General features: G+C 68.9%; 13 protein-coding genes. 5 read left to right on the plus strand and 8 right to left on the minus strand.

All coding sequences use genetic code 11. The features are described 5' to 3' along the window. Window positions 1-142: 142 nt before the first annotated feature. Window positions 143-1,039, minus strand: coding sequence for a hypothetical protein (locus ACIPKM_RS03830; RefSeq protein WP_402736212.1), 897 nt, complete (start codon window positions 1,037-1,039; stop codon window positions 143-145). 67 nt (window positions 1,040-1,106) lie between these two features. On the opposite strand from ACIPKM_RS03830, the gene ACIPKM_RS03835 reads away from it, so the two are divergent. From ACIPKM_RS03835 to ACIPKM_RS03850, 4 genes are read left to right on the plus strand one after another with little or no spacing between them, the layout of a single operon-like run. Further along, the gene (locus ACIPKM_RS03835) at window positions 1,107-2,435 is read left to right on the plus strand and encodes a lipopolysaccharide biosynthesis protein (protein ID WP_261646401.1); all 1,329 of its coding nucleotides are present in this window, start codon (window positions 1,107-1,109) and stop codon (window positions 2,433-2,435) included. Continuing rightward, window positions 2,432-3,892, plus strand: coding sequence for a hypothetical protein (locus tag ACIPKM_RS03840; RefSeq protein ID WP_071294404.1), 1,461 nt, complete (start codon window positions 2,432-2,434; stop codon window positions 3,890-3,892). Before ACIPKM_RS03835 ends, ACIPKM_RS03840 begins: the two co-directional genes overlap by 4 nt. A 56-nt stretch (window positions 3,893-3,948) precedes the next feature. Continuing rightward, window positions 3,949-5,370, plus strand: a complete 1,422-nt coding sequence (locus ACIPKM_RS03845; protein ID WP_071294405.1) for a polysaccharide biosynthesis tyrosine autokinase — start codon at window positions 3,949-3,951, stop codon at window positions 5,368-5,370. A 57-nt stretch (window positions 5,371-5,427) separates the two neighbouring features. Continuing rightward, on the plus strand, window positions 5,428-6,708 hold the full coding sequence (locus tag ACIPKM_RS03850; RefSeq protein WP_071294406.1) for a hypothetical protein: 1,281 nt from the start codon (window positions 5,428-5,430) through the stop codon (window positions 6,706-6,708). A 56-nt stretch (window positions 6,709-6,764) separates the two neighbouring features. On the opposite strand, the gene ACIPKM_RS03855 is transcribed toward ACIPKM_RS03850, so the two are convergent. The 7 genes from ACIPKM_RS03855 to dnaK all read right to left on the minus strand — a co-directional run bounded on the left by ACIPKM_RS03855 (window position 6,765) and on the right by dnaK (window position 13,894). Then, entirely contained in the window at window positions 6,765-7,190 is a 426-nt protein-coding gene (locus ACIPKM_RS03855; protein ID WP_071294407.1) for a DUF3060 domain-containing protein, read from the minus strand. A 42-nt stretch (window positions 7,191-7,232) separates the two neighbouring features. Beyond that, window positions 7,233-8,447 (minus strand): acyltransferase, encoded by a 1,215-nt coding sequence (locus tag ACIPKM_RS03860; protein ID WP_071294408.1) that lies wholly within the window; start codon window positions 8,445-8,447, stop codon window positions 7,233-7,235. Between the two features lie 179 nt (window positions 8,448-8,626). After that, a complete protein-coding gene (locus ACIPKM_RS03865; protein ID WP_071294409.1) occupies window positions 8,627-9,769 on the minus strand; it encodes a class I SAM-dependent methyltransferase in 1,143 nt (380 codons plus the stop codon). 35 nt (window positions 9,770-9,804) lie between these two features. After that, on the minus strand, window positions 9,805-10,215 hold the full coding sequence (locus ACIPKM_RS03870; RefSeq protein ID WP_070419260.1) for a heat shock protein transcriptional repressor HspR: 411 nt from the start codon (window positions 10,213-10,215) through the stop codon (window positions 9,805-9,807). A 126-nt stretch (window positions 10,216-10,341) separates the two neighbouring features. After that, a complete protein-coding gene (locus ACIPKM_RS03875) occupies window positions 10,342-11,346 on the minus strand; it encodes a DnaJ C-terminal domain-containing protein (RefSeq protein ID WP_261646400.1) in 1,005 nt (334 codons plus the stop codon). Between the two features lie 23 nt (window positions 11,347-11,369). Beyond that, entirely contained in the window at window positions 11,370-12,029 is a 660-nt protein-coding gene (locus tag ACIPKM_RS03880; RefSeq protein WP_083295090.1) for a nucleotide exchange factor GrpE, read from the minus strand. Window positions 12,030-12,031: 2 nt separating this feature from the next. Beyond that, window positions 12,032-13,894, minus strand: coding sequence for a molecular chaperone DnaK (gene dnaK, locus ACIPKM_RS03885; RefSeq protein ID WP_070417079.1), 1,863 nt, complete (start codon window positions 13,892-13,894; stop codon window positions 12,032-12,034). A gap of 283 nt (window positions 13,895-14,177) precedes the next feature. Between dnaK and ACIPKM_RS03890 the strand changes: the two genes are divergently transcribed. Next, on the plus strand, window positions 14,178-16,571 hold the full coding sequence (locus ACIPKM_RS03890) for a hypothetical protein (RefSeq protein ID WP_139199456.1): 2,394 nt from the start codon (window positions 14,178-14,180) through the stop codon (window positions 16,569-16,571). The last annotated feature ends 27 nt before the right edge of the window (window positions 16,572-16,598 follow it).

Here is a 16,598-nt window from a genome sequence, read left to right on the forward strand (position 1 = left end):
GGGGGCGGGGCGCGGGCCGGGCGGGCCCCCCCCGGTGGGGGCCGGGGGGGGCCGGGGGCCAGGGGGGGGGGGGGGGGGCGGCGGGCCCGGGGGGGGGGGGGGGGGGGGGGGGCCCCGCGGCCCCCCCGCCTCCCGTCCGTCGTCAGTCTGCTTCGGTCGGCTCGTGAGCCGGCCGGTCGAACCAGGCCAGGAGGATCTCCTCCGCCCGGCGTGCGCCGCGCTCGTGGGCGATGTCCATCGCGGTCCGCCCCTCGGCGTCCTCGACCCGGACGTCAGCACCGCGTTCGAGCAGTGCCTCGGTCGTGCCGCGGTTGTCGAACCAGACGGACGCGTGCAGCGGCGCGAAGCCCCACCGCGGGTCGACCTCGTCGATGCCAGCGGGGTCCTGACCGATGCCGTCGAGCGCCAGCGAGAGGCCGCCGACGTCTCCGTGCGCCGCAGCCCGCACCGCCGGGGTCGCCCACTCCACCCAGCCGTCCGGGACCGGGCCGTGCCAGCCGTGGGCAGGGCGTGACTCGAGCGCTGCCCAGTCCTCTTCGTCGACCGGCCGCACCTCGATCACGACGTCGCGGAAGTGGATCGCGAGCTCGCCGGTGGGGGAGACGAGCAGGCGCAGTTCCCAGACGTCGGCGTCCACGTGTGCGATCTCACCGCGGGAGACGTGGACGTCACCGGCCAGCAGGTCGAGCGCCTCCGTGTCGGACGGATCGAGCACGGCACGGTCGAAGCGGAGGGACACCCGCGCGTGGTTCCACCGGCGCCAGAGGCCGTCCGGGGTGTCGAGCACCTCGTCGTTGCGGACGACGAACACGGCGTGGACGGTGTGGGTCGGTGTCGCGTCGACGCCGGCGTCACCGTGGCGGCCGGCCTCCTCGATGCGCCAGTTCTGGATGCGGGACTCGCTCCACGTGACGGACGCGAGGGCGGCCACGGACGGCGGGGCGTCGGTCACCAGGCGTGCGAGGTGTTCGGGGTAGCCGTCGACGTCCTCGAGGGAGACGTACCCGACGGCGGGCCAGCCCACTCGACTCCATCGCACGATGACGACCTTAGCGGGTGCGGGGGAAGTCTGGCGCTCAATACCTAGCATTTGTTATATTAGTTGCGTGACCACTGACCCGACACCGTCCCGCCGCCACGGCTCGGACACGCTCATCACGATCGCGGGGAGCGCCTTCGCTCCGCTCGCGGCGCTCGCGACGGCACCGATCCTCGCGCACGGGCTGTCACTCGACGGTCGGGGGGCTGTCGCATCCGTCACGGCGCCGCTGCTGCTGGCCACGACGATCGGGACGATCGGTGTCCCGGCGTCCGTCACCTTCCACGCGGCCCGACGGACTGGTCCACTCGGGCGGCTGGTCCTCCGGGGGGCGCTGCTCGTCGCGGTCGTCGCCGTGCTGGTGACGGTCGCCCTCGTCATGCTGAGCGACTGGTTCGCCGGCGGCGACGCGCCGCTCGCACGTCTGGTCTCGATCGCCGCGTGCGCCGTCCTGCCGAGTCTCGTCGTCCTGGTCCTGCAGGCGGCCGCAGGGGGCTCCGGTCGCTGGCGACTCGTCGCCGTGGAGCGGTTCATCACGGCCGCCGTCCGGCTCTGCGGCATCGGCGGGGCGGCCATGGCGGGCTCGCTCTCGATCGAGCTGGCGGTGGCGGTGCTCGCGCTGTCGCCCGTCCTGGGCGGCTTCGCCTACCTCGGTCTCCTCCGGCGCACGGCCATTCGTCCGAGCGCAGCCGCTGCTCCGGGCACCGGCCCGACGATGGGATCGATGCTCGGGTACGGCGCGCGGGTGTGGATCGGGAGCGTCTCGGGCGCGCTCCTGCTCCGGCTCGACCAGGCCCTCCTGACACCGTTGGTCGGCGTCGAGGCGCTCGGGCTCTACGTCGTCGCGGTCACCGTCGCCGAACTCCCACGAGTGATCAGCGACGCGGCGCGCGACGTCTCGTTCAGTGCCGACGCCGCTGATCGGTCCGACGAGCGCCTGGCACGGACTGCGCGCATCGCCTCGAGCGCGGTGCTCGTCGTGTCCGTCGTCCTCGCGTTCGCCGCCCCGCTGCTCGTCCCCGTCGCGTTCGGCGACGACTTCGTCGGTGCCGTCCCGCTCGTGCTCGTCCTGCTGGTCGCGACGTGCATCGGAAGCGCGTCCACGATCGGAGGTTCGGCGCTCATCGCGCGCGGACGGCCCGGTGTGCGCAGTCTGGCATTCGTGCTCGGCTGCCTCGTGAACATCGCCGTCCTGCTCGTGCTGACCCCGGCGATCGGGGTCATGGCCGCGGCGGTCTCGACGCTCTGCGGCGGCGTCGCGATCGCACTCGTGAACGCGATCGCACTGCACCGCGTACTCGGCTACGACCCGCGGCGCCTCGTCGGCCTGCGACGCTCGGATCTCGTCGTCGTCAGGGCCGCAGTGGTGCGACGTCTCCCCGGAGGTGCCGCGTGAGTGCCCTCGTGTCGTCGCCTGCGCGCATCGCGTCGTCGGTCGGAGCCCCGCGTCCCGGCCTGCTCTTCCCGATCCTGTTGCTCGCGGTCTTCGTCGCCGGGGTGCTCGCGTCGAGCGCACTCGACGGTGCGCTCCAGCTCGCAGCAGTGGGCACCTTCCTCCTCGCGCTGCTCGTGGTCCCGGCGATCCACGCTGTGCGGAGCGGAGCGGACATGTCGGGCTTCGTGCTCGTGCCCACCGTCATCTCTGCCACCCAGAACCTGTACCTCCTGCTCGTCGCCGACGACGTGGCGCCGAGCGCCCTCCAGGTCATCATCATCCTCAACTTCGTCGATGCCGTGCTGCTCGTGGCGATCCTCGCCGTGTGTCGCCCTCGCGCGTCCACGGCCGCGGTCCCCGACCCGGTCGCCGACAGCCGGACGGTGCTCGTCCGCCGATCTGTCCTGGTGATCGCCGGGCTCCTCGTCTTCACCGCGCTCGGGCTCGTGCTCTTCCGCGCGGAACCCGTCGCTGCCGTCGCCTCGTTCCGCAACCTGGTGACGCCGATGCTCTTCCTGCTCATCGGATTGTTGGCGTCGACCCAGACGCGGGTGAACCGCTACCTCGGGGCACTGGCGGTGCTGGGGGCGTGCACCGTACTGTTCGGCTTCTTCGAGCTGAGTGCGCCGCAGTTCTGGGAGCGAGCAGGTCTGCGCCACCTGTGGGAAGCGAAGGGTCTCGGCATCGCCGACGTCCGTCCGCTCCCCGCCAACTTCTACTCGTCCGAGGAGTTCGACGGCGAGATCGTCCGTCGGATGGTGTCGTCGTTCGCCGACCCCGTGAACTTCGGGACCTTCCTCTTCGCCGCGTTCACCGCCGCCATGCTCGTCCGGAGCCGGCTCGTCATGCTGTTGACCGCCGTCGGTGCCGTGATGACGGTGAGCAAGGGCTTCTTCCTGTCGGTGTTGATCCTCGTCGCGCTCTGGGCGCAGGTCTACGCGCACCCGGTCGTGCGCGTGCTGTCGATCATCGTCGTCGTGGGGGCCGGCGCCGGGTTCTACCTCTTCACCCTGGACAACTCGAGTGGCTCGACGGCGGCACACGTCGGTGGGTTCACCGCGGCCTTCGTCGAGCTGCCCGGGCATCCGCTCGGACGCGGCGTCGGGAACGTCGGTGTGCTCGCCGGGCTCTTCGACGGCGGGAGTGAATCCGAGGTCCAGGAGTCCGGCGTCGGCGTGATCATCGCACAGCTCGGCATCCCCGGGATCCTCCTCTACGCCGTGTTCTTCTGGTCGGTGATCGCGCATGCCCGCCACCTCGCCGATGCGCGCCTGCGACTCGGCGCGCTCGCGCTCATCCTCGGGTTCCTCGCCAACGCGACCTTCAACGAGGTCGCCCTCAGTCCGAACTCGGCCGCGCCGTACTTCGTGGCGCTCGGAATGATCCTCGGCACCGCGAAGCGTCGCACCCTTGAATGACAATCACATGTGATATATCATTGAGCCAACCACCTCCTTCAACGAGACGAGTACCCATGGACTTCTCGAACGCGATGCGTCTGCTCCGCTCCGGCTGGTGGCTCCTGCTCCTCGGTGCCCTGCTCGGTGCCGCGGGTGGGGTCGCCCTCACTGTGGTAAGCACGCCGTCGTACCAGGCGACCACGCGCCTCTACGTCGCAGTGCAGACCGGCCAGTCGCAGAGCGCGTCCGAGCTCAACCAGGGCTCGAGTGCCGCCCAGGCGAAGGTGCTCGGCTACGTCCCGGTCGTCACGAGCGCTCCGGTCCTCGAGCCGGTCGTGCGCGAACTCGGTCTCGATCGGACGCCGAAGGCGCTGGCGTCCGACGTGTCGGTCTCGACGCCGAAGGGTTCGCAGCTGCTCGACGTGTCCGTGCAGGGGCACGATGCGGCGCAGGTGACCCGGATCGCGAACACGATCGGTACGAGCATCGGCGCCGTCGTCGAGGATCTCGAGCAGCCGCTCGCCGACGGCAGCAGCCCGGTCAAGGTGACCACCCTCCAGCCGGCGACGCAGCCGACCGGCCCGATCGATCCGCGGCCGTCCTTCAACCTCGCGCTCGGGACGCTCCTCGGCCTCGCACTCGCCATCGCCGCGCTCTTCATCCGCTCGATGCTCGACACGAGGATCCGGACCGCTTCGGACGTGGCGGCGGTGGCCGACCTGCCCGTCCTCGGCGCGATCGGCTTCAACCCCGACCACGAGACCCAGTCGTTGTTCATGCGGCACGCACCCCGCGGCGCGCTGGGTGAGGCGATCCGCGACCTGCGCACCAACATCGCCTACCTCGCCGGTCACGCAGAGATGCAGACGGTCATGGTGACGTCCGCCATGCAGTCGGAGGGCAAGACCACCACGTCGACCAACCTCGCGATCGCGATGGCCGACTCGGATGCCCGCGTGCTGCTCATCGACGCGGACCTCCGCCGGCCGCGGGTCGCCCAGGTGTTCGACCTCGAGGGCGCCGCCGGTCTCTCCGATGTCCTGGTCGGGCGTGCTGAGCCGAGTGACGTCGTCCAGCAATGGGGCGACGGTGGCCTGCACATCCTGCCCGCGGGTCGGATCCCGCCGAACCCGAGCGAGCTACTCGGATCCCAGAGCATGCAAGTCCTCATGGAGGAGTTCGGCCGCACGTACGACCTCATCGTCGTCGACGCGCCCCCACTGCTGCCGGTCACCGATGCCGCGGTCCTGTCGAAGGTCTGCAGCGGTGTCATCGTCGCGGCGTCCGCCCGGTCAGGGCGCAAGGCACATCTCCGCGCAGCCCTCGACCGTCTCGAGAAGATCGAGGCGCGCATCCTCGGCGTGGTCCTGACCATGCTGCCGGCCCGCCGTGGTGGCGACTTCTCCTACGGTGTCTACGGCGGCTACTACGGCGACGCGCCGGCTGTCGCCACGGGGCCCGTCAGTGTCCAGGGGGCGGCGCGTCGGCGAGCCTGATATCGCATGCATACATATTCCTCGTGACGACATACCGGCCGGAGCTACCCTCTCGCCATGCAGTTCACCAAGCCGGTCCGGCTCGCCCTTCGTTCCCTCCCTGTCGTCCTCGCCTCGATTCTCGTGCTCCACCGCATCGTCGCGGGCGGCCCCACCCAGGCGAGCGAGCATCCGGGGTGTTCGTGGCCGACGACTCCGGCGGCGGATGTTCCCTACCGCACGGACTTCGGGACGCCCCAGAACGCCGCCTGCGCGGTCAGCGACGTGCCGTTCGACTTCGGGCGACTCGACAGTCCGCCCGCAGCCACGATCGACTCCGGCATCGACGTCGTCGCGCACTGGTACCAGGGGTTCGGCAACGAGACCTCGTTGGCGTCGTCGGACTGGAACGGCTGGTACGACTGGCGGTGGAACAAGCCCGACAACACCGGCGACGGCGTGGCCGCGCCGGGCTGGGACCCGTCGCGGGCTCCGCTGATCGGCAACTACCGTGGTGACGACCCCGATGTCCTGGGCTGGATCGCCTACTGGTTGGCATCGGGCGGCGTCGACGCGGTCAGCTTCCCGAACGCCGCCGGCTTCTCCTCGTCCTGGTCGAAGGACGGCACCTGGTCGCACGCCTACTTCGAGGAGACCCCGAACGCGAAGGCTCTCGGCTACGTCCTCCCGCTCGCGAACAAGGGTGGTGCCGCCGAGATCAGCCGGCGGGCGCAGGAGCTCGTCGCGTTCGTGGCAGCCCATCCGTGGGCTCACACCGAAGCAGTGGACGGCGGACGCTACGCCGTGGTCAACGTCTGGGACCTCGAGGCGCTCCGCGGCAACTTCGACAACTACCAGGGAAGTGCGAAGTCGACGGCGTTCCTCCGAGATCTCGCCGATCGTTTTCGATCGATCGGGTACGACGGTGTGACCGTGCTCGCCCGCAACGGCGGTGTGATCGCCGCGAACGCCGACTCGCTCCGAGACGACCACGTCAACGTGTACTTCTCGTCGTACGACGGCAAGTACGCCGGCGCGACGACGAACGACGGGTACGACGCCTACGTCGACTCGTTGGACACGACGACTGCGTTCGGCCGGCAGAACACCGTCCCCGGTGTCTTCACGTCCCTCGAGACCGTCAAGCCCCATCCGTCGTCGTACGCCGTCGCCGGTGCTTCGCCGGAGTCGTTCCGCCGACTCCTCCGGAAGACAGTCAGCGCGATCGACCAGCAGGGGCTGCCACGCATGATCACCGTGTACAACGTCTCCGAGTGGGCAGAGGGCGGGCCGGGGCTGATCCCGAACGCCCAGGACGGCTTCGGGTACCTCGAAGCACTCCGCACGACCGTCGGGTAGCGCGCAGACGCGAAGGGCCCCGCTCGTCGAGCGGGGCCCTTCGTCGTCACTGGGGACTACTTCGCAGCAATCGTGTTCTCGGCGCCCTCGTCGTCCACCGTCGGTTCGCCGCCGTGTCCGATGTCGTTCCGATCGCCGAACACTGCGATCTCGTCCACAGACGCCACGGTGACGCTGTTGTCGTTGCCCTCGATCTGCAGGTGCTCGACCGGTCCGAGCGTGATCGTCGACGCGCTGCTGACGATCCGTACGTTCGCGCAGCCGTCCGGCAGTGCGATCTCCTCGACGTCGGCGATGATGGTCGCGGTGCCGTCGTCGCAGGTTCCGGTGGGCGGTGTGTACCCAGGGACTGGGGTCGATGTGATCGTTGCCTTCGGCGTCGACTCGGCGACCTTCTCGTGGGGCTCCGGCGCGCCGGAGGTGCATCCTGCGAGCGAAACCGCTGCGGCGGCGATCATCGTGGTGAGGAGGAGGCGCTTCATGGTGGTTCCCTTCGGGTTGATCGTGACATCACCTTCAGTATATCAAATACTGTCGACAGATCGGTAGGGACGACCTGGCAGGAGTCGGTCGAGCGCTGCCCGTTGCCGTGCGCTCATCACGGGCCGTTCGAAGCACACGGCGAACAGCAGGCCGACGACGAACACGACGGGCGTCGTGACGAGGAGCTGCAGCACCACGATCAACGCAGTCGGGAGACCGGTCCCGATCATCACGAGGTTCGCGATCGCGAGGATCGGGCTGTGGATGAGGTACGCGCTGTAGGAGATCAACCCGACGTGCCGCAGCGGCGCCCAGGCAAGGACGTCGTGGGCGAGTGCCGTGGTCGGTGAGTGCGCCGAAACCGACTGCCGGTGGGTGACGAGCGCGAGGAAGATCGCGGCGGCCGATCCGGCGAGTGCCCACCGCAACGCGATCGTCGGCAGGCCGCGCAGCATCGACGCCTCGAGCATCCCGACCAGCACGGCGCCGACGATCAGCACCGTGCAACACGTCATCCCCAGCCAGCGACGGCCGAGGATCGCCGTGGTCACCGGATCGGCAACGTCGTCGCGGTGGGTGACGTGCGCCGCGTACATGCCGAGGGCGAAGAGCGGCAGCAGGATCGGCGCGGACCAGTCCATCACGCCCGTGGCGCTGGAGGCGCCCGCGAGCAGGAGCAGGAGCAGGATGACCACCAGGGGAGACCTCCGACGCCAGAACACGAGGAGCAGTGGCATGAGCAAGCCGAGCTGCCATTCCACGGCCATCGTCCACAGCGGTGCGTTGATGCGGAAGAACCCCTCGGGGAGGAAGTTGTGCACCAGGAGCGCATGCGTGACGACGCTCTCCCACGTCACGGGGATCCGAGGGTCCCAGGCGGTACCTGCCGGAATCTGCAGGAGTGGAACGGTGGCGATCAGGCCGAGGGAGAGGGCGAGCGCTGCGAAGTAGGGCAAGAGGAGTCGTCGGGCGCGGCGGCGGACGTGCCCGGCCATCCCGCCGCGCAGTCTGAGTTCGGGATCGCGCGCAACGGCGATCATCAGGACGTACCCGGACAGCACGAAGAACATCGGGACGCGCAGCTCGACCGCGACGAGGAACTGACCGAGGGCCGGATCGGCTCCGGCGATCTCTCCACGGAGACCGCTGTAGCCGATCGCGTGACCGGTGACGACGAGCAGGACGAGGGCTCCGCGGAATCCGTCGAGGAAGTCGAGCTGGGGGCGTGCGCGGGTGGGGCTGGCGAGGTGTGCCAAGGGGCGACTCCAACGGTTCGGACTGTGTGTACAGCCCGCGCGGGGTCGTGGCTACGTCGCAGTGGTCAGGTGTGGAGTGCTGGCGGATCGACGTCGCTGTGAGGGAGGAACCCCGGCGGACGTCGAGACGCTACGGACGCCGGGAACCGCCTGCTAAACATGTTGCATTCTGCTCGCGGTCACGCCCGCCGCGACGCCGTCACCGTGAACTTCGGCGTCCGCACCACCTGCCGCGTCGCCCCCACGAACCGCTCCAGCACCGGCCGGTACCGCAGGTGCGAGTTCCAGACGCACCACAGTTCCCCGCCGGACTGGAGGATCGTGGCCGCGTTCCGGAACATCGCCTCGGCCGCGTCCGTGGTCACGGTCGTGTCCGCGTGGAACGGCGGGTTGCAGAGCACGAGCTGCGCGGAGCCCTCGTCGAGTTCGTCGCCGGCGTCACTCCGGACGACGAGCACCCGGTCCGCCACGCCGTTCGCCTCGGCCGTGGCGATCGTCGACGCCACGGCGATCTGCGACACGTCCGTGGCGATCACCCGGATGCCCGGTCGACGCCGCGCGAGAGCGGTGGCGATCACCCCGTTCCCGCAGCCGAGGTCGACGGCGGTCCGAGCGCCGGGTACCGCATCGTCCATCGCGTCGAGCAGCACCCGGGTGCCCTGGTCGAGCGAGGTCCCGGCGAACACCCCGCCGTGCGCGACGAGCGTCATCCCGAGGTCGTCGACGTGCACCGACCGCGGCCACGGGTTCGTCGCGTCCGCCCGGGTCGCCTGGGCGCGGAGCGGGTCCTGCGCGATCAGCAGCCGCGACTTCCCACGGCCGCGGGACGCCGTCACGTCGCCGAAGTACCGGCGCAGGACGTCGTTCTGCGAGAGGTTCATGTGCTTCGACACCCCGCCGCACAGCAGCACGACGTCGGGCGCGGCGAACCGGGCGACGGCGCGGGCGAGCTCGTCGAGCCGGTCGTTCGACTTCGACAGCCGGAGCAGCACGAGCCGGACGTCCCGGAACGCCTGCTCGAGCGACGAGGGGTGGTGGAAGCCCCGGCGTCCGAAGGTGCCGGCATTGGCCTCGAGCGCACGCACCCCGACGAGGGAGTCCTGCACGACCCGGACGTCCGACGCACCGTGCACCGTGATCGCCCCGAGGGTCAGCACGCCGTACCGGTCGTCGACGACGGCGACCTCGCCGGGCTGCCGGAGCGCGTCGCCGTGCACGTGCGGCGCCTCGTCGAGGATGAAGCGGTCCGTACCGTCGATCGCGATGAGGTCCGGCGCGTCGTCGTCGCGGCGGCGGAAGAAGTCGGCGAAGTCCGGTGGCACGGCGCCAGCGTACCGATGGTCCCGGTGGGGACGGGTCAGCGCGGCCCGCGGTAGAGCACGATCTGCGTGTTCCGCTGCGGCCGCATGCCGGCACGGAGCGGCACTGCTCCGCCGGTGGTGGTCGCCGCGAACACGCGGGCGCCCGGCCGGCTGATGAGCTGGTCGGCGAGGGCCGTCTCCAGCTCGCTGACGCGCGCACGGAGCGCGCGGTTCTCGTTCTCGAGTTCGAGGACGCGGCGGATCCCCTCGAGCGAGACGCCCTCGGACCCGAGGCGTGCGATCTCGCGCAGCTGCGCGACGTCGTGCATCGAGTACCGGCGCGACCCGCCGCGCGTGCGGCCGGGCACGACCAGGCCGAGCCGGTCGTACTGCCGCAGCGTCTGTGGGTGCATCTCGGCGAGCTCCGCCGCCATCGCGATCGCGAAGACGGGCGAGTTCTCGTCCATGTCGGTCATGGCGTGTTCCTTTCCGTCGTTCGCATGGTCCGGAAACCAGACTGGAGGCACGGCGCGCATTCCTGACGGAGCCGCGCCGTGCCTCCAGACCCGGTCTACTGCTGTGGTCGCGGAGCGCTAGCTGCGCGCCTTGGCGAGGAGGTCCGCTCGGGGGTCCTCGTCGGGCAGGGCCTCGGCGAGGGCCTCGACCGCTTCCCGCTGCTTGTCCGTCAGGTGCGACGGCACCGCGACCTGGACGGTCGCGAGCAGGTCGCCCGTCCCGTTCTTGGTGGCGACGCCGCGGCCCTTGACACGGAGGACGCGACCCGACGGCGTGCCGGGTGCGACCTTCAGCTTGACGGTGGAGCCGCCGAGCGTCGGGACCTCGATCGTCGCGCCGAGCGCCGCCTCGACGAACGTCACGGGGACGTCCAGCCGCAGGTTCTGCCCGTCGCGCTCGAACACCGGGTGCTTGCGGACGGTGACGGTGACCACGAGGTCACCGGCCTCTCCGCCGTCGGGCGAGGGTTCGCCGCGCCCACGCAGCCGGATCTTCTGCCCGTCCGCGACCCCCGCGGGGATGCGGACGTTCACCGGACGGCCGTTGCCCTGCGAGAGCTTGACGGTGTCGCCGGCGATCGCGGTGGTGAAGTCGAGGGTCGTCGTCGCGGTGACGTCGCGGCCCTTCGTCGGCCCACCGAAGCCGCGGTAGCCGCCGGTGGTCTGGCCGAAGCCGCCGCCACCGCCGAACATCCCGCCGAGGATGTCCTCGAAGCCGCCGGCGCCACCTGCTCCGCCCTGGCCGAAGCGGACACGCTGTCCGCCCCCGCCCTGGCCGAACATGCCGCCGAAGACGTCCTCGAAGCCGCCGCCCTGGCCCGGGCCACCCGCGGTGAAGCGGGCGCCGGAGCCCATGGCGCGGACCTGGTCGTACTCCTGGCGCTGCTCCTTGTCGGAGAGCACCGAGTACGCCTCGCTGATCTCCTTGAAGCGGTTCTCGGCGGCGGCGTCGCCCGGGTTGGAGTCCGGGTGGTACTGCCGCGCGAGCTTCCGGTAGGTCTTCTTCAGCTCAGCGTCACTCGCCGTCTTGTCGATGCCGAGGACCTTGTAGAAGTCCTTGTCGAACCAGTCCTGACTGGCCATGAATCCCTACCTCCTCCCCGCGCTCAGGCCGGGACCGCCACCGCGACCTTGGCCGCACGGAGGACGCGCTCACCGAGCTTGTAGCCCGGCTCGACGACGTCCGCCACGGTCTGGCCGGTGGCGCCCGGTGTCGGCAGCTGCACGATCGCCTCGTGGATGTTCGGGTCGAAGGACTCACCCTTCTCGCCGATCTGCACGAGCTTGAACTTCTCGAAGCCGCCGCGGATCTTCTGCCCGATGACCTGCATGGGGCCCTCGGCGAGGTCACCGTGCGCCTCGGCGCGGGTGAGGTCGTCGAGCGCCGGCAGGAGTGCCCGGACGACCTCGGCGATGGCGACCTCGCGGTTGGCCTCGCGGTCGCGCTCGACGCGCTTCCGGAAGTTCACCAGCTCGGCCTGCGCACGGAGCATGTCCGCACGCATCTCGGCGACCAGGTCGCGGTCCTCCGTGCTGAGCTTGTCCTCCGCGATGCCACGGGCGGCGTCGGCGAGGAGTGCCTCGTCCTCCGGGGAGAGGTCGTTCGCGGCGTCCGCCGCCGGGCCCCCGGCGGCGGGGCCGTCGGTCGGTACTTCGACGTCGGGCCCCTCCGCCTCGATGAGGTCCTCGGGCTCGGCCGCGTTCGTGGCATCGCCCTCGACCTGGGGCTCGTCCTCGTTCGGCACGTTGTCCTTGGGATCCGTCATCGTTACTTCTTGTCCTTGTCGTCCTCGTCGTCCACGACCTCGGCGTCGACGATGTCCTCGTCGTCCTGCGCTGCCTGGTCGGCGGTGGGCTGCTCACCGGCCGGGGCGCCTGCGTCCTGCTGGGCGTAGATGGCCTGGCCGAGCTTGCCCTGCGACTCGTTGAGCTTGTCGAAGGCGGTCTTCACGGCCTCGTCGTCCTCGCCGGCGAGCGCGGACTTGAGGGCGTCGACGTCGGCCTGCACCTCGGACTTGACGTCCGCGGGGAGCTTCTCGTCGTTCTCCTTGATGAGCTTCTCGATCGAGTAGACGAGCTGCTCGGCCTGGTTGCGACGCTCGTTGGCCTCGCGGCGGGCCTTGTCCTCGGCCGCGTGCTCCTCGGCTTCGCGGACCATGCGCTCGATGTCCTCCTTCGGCAGCGACGAGCCCCCGGAGATGACCATCGACTGCTCCTTGCCGGTGCCCTTGTCCTTCGCGGACACGTGCACGATGCCGTTGGCGTCGATGTCGAAGGTGACCTCGACCTGCGGGACGCCACGGGGAGCCGGCGCGATGCCGGTGAGCTCGAAGGTGCCGAGTGGCTTGTTGTCGCGGGTGAACTCGCGCTCGCCCTGGAAGACCTGGATCGCGACCGACGGCTGGTTGTCGTCAGCGGTCGTGAAGGTCTCGCTGCGCTTGGTCGGGATCGCGGTGTTGCGGTCGATGAGCTTCGTCATCAGGCCGCCCTTGGTCTCGATGCCGAGCGACAGCGGCGTGACGTCGATGAGGAGGACGTCCTTGCGCTCGCCCTTCAGGACACCGGCCTGCAGCGCGGCGCCGACGGCCACGACCTCGTCCGGGTTGACGCCCTGGTTCGGGGACTTGCCGCCGGTCAGCGACTTGACGACCTCGGCCACGGCGGGCATGCGGGTCGAGCCACCGACGAGCACCACGTGCGCGATGTCGTTGACGGAGACACCGGCTTCCTTGATGACGTCGTTGAACGGCTTCTTCGTGCGGTCGAGCAGGTCGGAGGTCATCTGCTCGAACTGGGCGCGCGAGATGGTCTCGTCGAGGTTGAGCGGACCGTCGGCCGTCAGCGTCAGGTACGGGAGCTGGATGCTCGCCGACATCTGCGACGACAGTTCCTTCTTCGCCTGCTCGGCGGCTTCCTTGAGGCGCTGCTTGGCGATCTTGTCCGTCGAGAGGTCGACGCCGTGCTCGTCCTTGAACTTCTTCACGAGGTAGTCGACGATGCGCTGGTCCCAGTCGTCACCACCGAGGCGGTTGTCACCGGAGGTCGCACGGACCTGGATCGTGGAGAAGTCGTCGTCCTTGCCCACCTCGAGCAGCGAGACGTCGAACGTGCCACCACCGAGGTCGAAGACCAGGATGAGCTCGTCTTCCTTGCCCTTGTCGAGGCCGTACGCCAGTGCTGCGGCGGTCGGCTCGTTGATGATGCGGAGGACGTTCAGGCCGGCGATCTCACCGGCGTCCTTGGTGGCCTGGCGCTCGGCGTCGTTGAAGTACGCCGGCACGGTGATGACCGCGTCGGTCACGTCTTCACCGAGGTACTGCTCGGCGTCGCGCTTGAGCTTGCCCAGGATGCGGGCCGAGATCTCCTGCGGCGTGTACTTCTTGCCGTCGATGTCCGTCGTCCAGTCGGTGCCGATGTGGCGCTTGACCGATGCGATGGTGCGGTCGACGTTCGTGACGGCCTGGCGCTTGGCGGTCTCGCCGACCAGCACCTCGCCGTCCTTGGTGAAGGCGACGATCGACGGCGTGGTGCGCATGCCCTCGGCGTTGGCGATGACCGTGGGCTCACCGCCCTCGAGCACGCTGACGACCGAGTTGGTGGTTCCGAGGTCGATGCCTACTGCACGTCCCATGTGTGGGTGCTCCTTCTGTTGGTGCGGGTACTGCTGAAGTCGTTGGACTTGCGTCCGATGGACTCAACTCTACTCAGGACTGGAGGCGCGTCAACTCTGGGAGCTGAAAGTTGCGTCCGAATGGCTCAAGGTGATCTCATCGCACAGTGTTGTATTTCACGTCAGTGTTTGATATTTTGGTATGGCAGCGGGGTGTCCCGCGACCACGATGACCGCGAGCCGCGGGCGACCCGATCGTCCCGAACGAGAGCGCGCGGCCCGATCCCTCGAAAGGGACCACACCATGTCAAGCAAGAAGAAGCGCATCGCGAAGGGCCTGGGTGCCAGTGCCCTCGCCGTCGCGACCCTCGCCTCCGGCCTCGCTTTCGCTCCCCTCGGTGCAACGGCGGCGTCGGCATCTACTGGAGAAGGCGTCCAGCTACATTCCCAAGAGGGTACGAGTCAGGTCACGCCCCGAACAAAGACCGTGCGGCTGCAGGGGCCAAACGGCTCAATCACCGGCACAAACTTCACCTGGTGGTCCAACAACACGCAGTGGATTAATGCAACGGCATCTCTCTCGCCGAATGCGGGAGTCCTTGCGACGGTACCTGCGGAAGGTGAGGTTGGAACTGTTCGAGCAGGCAACTCGTGCCTGTCGACTTGGTCTCACGGACACTGGGTTTGGGGCACGTGTGATGTCAAGAACGAGTGGCGCACTTCGGGTGGATACCTGATTTCGGGTGGTCGTACGCTCGGGTTGGCCCCTAATGGAAGCGCAGCTGGCCCGGGTTATCACGCGACTGCAGGGAGTAGCATCTACATTTCGGCGCTCGATGTGCCGTCTGCACCCACCGTTACTGGGGTCTTTCTGGACGATCGCGAGGAGTTGGCTCGCATTGAGGTGCGAGGCCGCGCGAATGCGAAAATCGAAGTTTTGCATAAGGGTGCAGTTGTCGCCTCCGGTAACGCCGATACAAAGGGGCTCTTCACGTACAAAGTCGCGGCACCCAACAGCGGCGAGCGACTGACTTTCACCGCTACGCAGAACGTCGCCGGAAATGTTTCAGCTGTCGGATCCGCCGCACTGCAGTATTCGCAGGTCTCGATCACTTCGCCCGCGGACCAGTCCGAGGTGTCAGACTCGCCGATCACGGTCGAGGGCAAGGGTGAGGCTGGTTCCGAGGTCACCGTCGTGGTGAACGGTACGGACGTCGCGCCCGTGACGGTGAAGGACAACGGCACGTGGACCAAGGCCGTGAACATCCGCAAGGGTGAAAACACGATCGGGGCCACGCAGAAGTCGAAGGGTGCGAACACGACGACTTCGACGGTCGTGGTCAACCCGGGCGAGTCGGCGAACGACGCCCTCTCGGTGAACGTTGACTCGGTCGACAACGATGCGCGGACGGCGCTGGTGTCGGGCACGGCGACTGCTGGTGCGCAGATCCGTGTCGGGAGCACGGTCGTCGCGACCGCTGCCGCGGATGGTTCGTGGAGCGGGCGCGTGTCGGGCCTGAAGGCTGGCGCGAACACGGTCGAGTTCGTGCAGTACGTGGGCGGTGAGCGTGTGGACGCGGTGTCGAAGGACATCCGCGTCGTTGCGACCGGGTTCGAGCTGACGAGCCCGCAGAACAACGACGTGATCCGCACCGCCGACAAGTCGGTGACCTTTACCGGTCTGGGGAACCCGGGCGGCAAGGTGTCCGTCCTGAACGGCAACAAGCCCATCGGTTCTGCGATCGTGGACGCGGACGGCAAGTGGTCCTTCACGTCGCTCATGGCGTACACCGAGTACGACCTCGAGGTCTACTACAAGAAGATCCCAACGGGTGCGGTGACCAACAAGGTGCCGCTGCACATCACGGTGACCAACAACGAGCAGAACGCTCCGTTCGAGATCACTGCCCCGAAGCACAACTCGACCGTGACCGCACCGGACAACCAGGTCTCGTTCGAGGGCACGGGCACTACGGGCGGTGTCGTGACGATTAAGAAGGGCACGAATACCGTCGGGACGGCCGAGGTCGGCGCTGACGGCAAGTGGGCCTTCACCGGTGAGCTGAGCTTCAACAAGCACAACCTGACCGCGTACTACAAGAAGATGCCCGGTTCGTCGGCAGTGTCGAGCCCGCTGACCGTCACGGTCACGGACGGCTCGGTCGTGCTGCCGTTCGAGGTGACCTCGCCGGCGAACGACTCGGTGGTCGAGACCGCGGACAAGTCGGTCACGTTCACCGGCCAGGGTGCCGGTGGCGGCAAGGTCGTCATCAAGAAGGGCAACGCGACCCTCGCCGAGGGCCTGGTCGACAGCAAGGGCAAGTGGTCGCTGACGGGCACGCTGAACTACGGCGAGCAGGAGGTCACCGTGTTCCACAAGCCGGTCGGTGGGTCCCAGGCGCAGCAGGTGCGCCTGAACCTGATCGTGCAGGCGCCGGCGGCCGACTTCGCGATCGAGTCCCCGGCGAACGGTGACACCGTCGCCGCGGGGCCGGTGACGTTCACCGGCGTCGGCAAGGAGGGCACCACGGTTTCCGTGTTCGTGAACGGGAAGTCCCGTGGCACCGCCACGGTCGAGAACGGCACCTGGACGCTGCAGACCACTGCGATCGGCGCGGGTACGCACGACTTCGTCGTGTACCACAAGCAGGGCGCCATCGCGGCCGAGTCGGAGACGGTTCGACTCACCCTTCGCTGATCACCAGCAAGCACAACTGAAGACGAG

The sequence above is a fragment of the Curtobacterium sp. NPDC086286 genome, assembly GCF_044746255.1.
GTDB lineage: Bacteria > Actinomycetota > Actinomycetes > Actinomycetales > Microbacteriaceae > Curtobacterium.